The organism is Staphylococcus pseudoxylosus (genome assembly GCF_003697915.1).
GTDB lineage: Bacteria > Bacillota > Bacilli > Staphylococcales > Staphylococcaceae > Staphylococcus > Staphylococcus pseudoxylosus.
This window is the reverse complement of record NZ_RCVN01000124.1, coordinates 1-206: the sequence shown is the minus strand read 5'-3', so window position 1 is coordinate 206 and position 206 is coordinate 1. Positions and strand designations below refer to the sequence as shown.

1 protein-coding gene is annotated in these 206 nt (G+C 30.1%); it reads right to left on the bottom strand.

Features of this window, described 5'->3' with window-relative positions; all coding sequences use genetic code 11:
* Nucleotides 1-206 (bottom strand): glycerophosphodiester phosphodiesterase family protein (locus tag D9V42_RS15065; RefSeq protein ID WP_279634299.1); only part of this gene is annotated, 206 nt, incomplete at both ends.

The window sequence follows — 206 nt, the reverse complement described above, 5'->3', positions numbered from 1 at the left end:
AACTCTACTAGTAGCTTCACATTAGATTGTTTAGCCGTTTCAATAAATTCGTCTAAGGATACAAGTTTTGCTTCATGTCCATTTTGACGCATTTTCAAACCGACGACATCTTTGAAATTAGATTCAGAAATATTTTTATTAACACCTGTTAAACGTTTCAAATTGTTATCATGACTAACAACAAATTGTTTATCTTTCGTCATAAT